Origin of the sequence: Stieleria mannarensis (assembly GCF_014154935.1) — a bacterium.
Classification (GTDB): Bacteria; Planctomycetota; Planctomycetia; order Pirellulales; family Pirellulaceae; genus Stieleria; species Stieleria mannarensis.
In genome coordinates this window covers 1-2,725 of record NZ_JACEHH010000119.1, presented here as the reverse complement: position 1 = coordinate 2,725, position 2,725 = coordinate 1, and the positions used below count along the sequence as shown (strand labels likewise).

The following is a 2,725-nucleotide window of genomic DNA, read 5'->3' as shown; positions in this document are numbered from 1 at the left end:
CGTTGAACTTAATCGGCAGCGACTTCATTGTGGCGGGTGATTTCTATTGACGTTGCGTTGAGTGTGTGACGGTGGCAACGTGTCTGTCTTTCGTCGCGCCTGTAGGCGCTTTTGCGGTTAGCCAGTTGTACGCGCTGGGCATTCTTGCCGCCCGTTTCTGTGTGCTTTGTTTCGTCTTTTGACTTGCGCTTTTTGCTCGGCGACACACCCTTGTTGTGTTCCCCGCATGTCGCGGTTCGAACCTTTCTGAACTCTGCTTCACTACAAGGAGATGCACTCGTGATGTCACACAAAAAACGAAATTGCAAAATCACCAAACGACTTGCCGAAGACATGTTGATCCGCAACATGGCCGAAGCAACCATCGACGCCTACACCTACCACGTTCGGAAATTCGCCGACTTTATCGAAAAACCGCTCGGCCAAGCAACCTGCGAAGACGTTAGAACCTTCCAACTCCATCTGATCCAAGAACGAAAGCTTGCCTACGGTTCGTTCAACCAAGCCGTTTGTGCTTTACGGTTTTACTATCGCCACACCCAGCCCATGCCCTGGCCGGTCACGATGGTTCCCTTCGGCAAACGTCCCAAGAAGCTTCCAACCGTGCTCGGCCGACAAGAAGTCGACCGACTGATCCAATGCACGGACAATCTGAAGCACCGAACCTTTCTGATGACGCTCTACTCCGCAGGGCTTCGCTTCTCCGAAGCGGCGGCCTTGAGGATCCCCGACATCGACTCGGGGCGGATGATGATTCGAGTCGCCAACGGCAAGGGCAGCAAGGAGCGTTTGATCCCGCTCTCACCGAGACTCTTGAAAGAGCTCAGACGCTACTGGCTCAAGTACAAGCCGACCGACTTGCTATTCCCGGGCAAGAAACCGGACAAGCCCTACGCCGACACCACGATTCGCAAAGCGATGAAGGAAGCCGGAGTGAAGGCGGGAATCAAACGCAGGATTTATCCGCATGTCCTGAGGCACTCCTACGCGACGGGACTTCTCGAAGCCGGGGTGGACTTGTTGACGATCAGCAAGCTGCTTGGTCACGCCAGCTTCATCACGACGATGGTCTATCTGCATTGCCGCAGAGAGCACCTGCACAGTGCCCCGAGCCCATTGGACTGGTTGCCGGTGAGGCAACTTCCGACTTACACGCCGCCGGCGGAGAACGGCGAACAGGACGATTCAGGCAAGAAAAGCTAACCGTCCATCAACTCATTCGTCGCGGTGCAGAACGCTACGTCAACGAGCACCGCGACGGGGGAGCCAGCATGACGGTCCAAAGCGTGTTGGCCAAGACCAGCCTCTGCCGTACTGCGGCACTCGGTGGTCGTTGGTATCAGTGTGATGATTGTGATCGCCTGACGAAACGACACAACTCCTGCGGCGATCGGCACTGTCCGCAATGTAGTGGCGGAAAACGCCAGAACTTTTCCGACAAAGCTTCGAAACTGATCCTCGACGGTGTCGACTACTACCAAGTCGTCTTCACGTTACCGGAGGTGCTTTCGACGATGGCACTCGCGAATCGTCAAGAGATCGCGGAATTGCTGTTCCACTCGGCTTGGAAGTCTCTCAAAAAGACGGTTGAAACAGAACAGCAATATGAGCTCGCTGCGTTGATGGTGCTTCACACCTGGAACCAGAAATTGGACGCTCATTGGCATGTTCACGCCTTGGTTCCAGGTGCGGGGCCGAGTTTAAAAGATGGAGGCTGGATTGAAGCCACAGCGCCGCAAGTCGACGGCTATGAAGATGATCGCCAGTACCTCGTCGATGCGATCAATCTTCGAAGTTCGTTTCGGAAGATCGCGGTGGCTCACCTCCAACGTCTTCGCAAGAACGGCAAATTGAAACTCGATGGCTCGCTGGCGTATCTGCAAAGTGACGAAGCCTGGGAAGAGATGGTCGATCAGCTTGAAGCAAAGGAATGGGTCAGCTACATCGAGCCACCTCCGACCGAGAGCAGTCGCGGCGAGCACGTGGTGCGTTACTTAACGCGTTATCTGACCGGCGGGCCGATCAGTGACTACCGCATCATCGCTGCGGACGACCACGAGGTCACGTTTTGGGCCCGCGAAGGCCGCACCACGGGTGGTGAATCGATTCAAGTTCCGTTCACTCTCTCGACACCGGAGTTCGTCCGACGCTGGTGCCTGCACATTCTGCCAAAAGAGTTGACCAAAACACGTCAGTTTGGAGGCTGGTCGAATACAAAAGCTGAAGGGTATCTCGCGAAGTGCCGAGCGTCACTCACCGATGCCGATCGATCGCAGGCTGGGATTCTCGACATGCTCTCTGATGAAGTCGACTCGTCCGAGGCCGAGCCCGAATCGACGTTGTGCTGTGAGCACTGTGGCAGCGAATCGCTTCGCCTGACGCACGAGTATGAGAAGCGACCGTGGAGCGAGATCTTCCGGCGGGACTCGAAAGATAGCCCACGTTGGTACCGAGAGAGTCAAGAAAATGACGACATTCGCTTTTGGGACGGGGCAATGGGTGAGGGCTTTTCGGAATGGTACGCGTGGTATCTGAAAAGTGGCATTGAAAGTGCAAGGGAGCCGACGGCCCCCGAAACCGCACCCGAATCAGACGCCAACGCTGGCACGCGGCAACTGCAGCTATTCTAATAGCGGTCGACACGAACCCGGCCAAGTCGAGCCGACAAACTTCAACGCACGATCTATCCCTGCACGTCCCGTGCCCGGATAGATCGCATTTCGTT

2 protein-coding genes are annotated in these 2,725 nt (G+C 55.8%); both read left to right on the top strand.

Features of this window, described 5'->3' with window-relative positions:
* The first annotated feature begins 282 nt into the window (after positions 1 to 282).
* Positions 283 to 1,203 carry a tyrosine-type recombinase/integrase gene (locus tag H1B37_RS32550; protein ID WP_220498487.1) on the top strand — a complete coding sequence of 307 codons (921 nt, stop codon included), beginning with the start codon at positions 283 to 285 and terminating at the stop codon, positions 1,201 to 1,203.
* Positions 1,116 to 2,630 carry an IS91 family transposase gene (locus tag H1B37_RS32545; RefSeq protein ID WP_353620977.1) on the top strand — a complete coding sequence of 505 codons (1,515 nt, stop codon included), beginning with the start codon at positions 1,116 to 1,118 and terminating at the stop codon, positions 2,628 to 2,630. The genes H1B37_RS32550 and H1B37_RS32545 overlap by 88 nt, the downstream gene beginning before the upstream one ends.
* The last annotated feature ends 95 nt before the right edge of the window (positions 2,631 to 2,725 follow it).

Coding starts and splice junctions, on each gene's coding strand:
- H1B37_RS32550 (WP_220498487.1), top strand. CDS start 283: ATGTCACACAAAAAACGAAATTGCAAAATCACCAAACGACTTGCCGAA.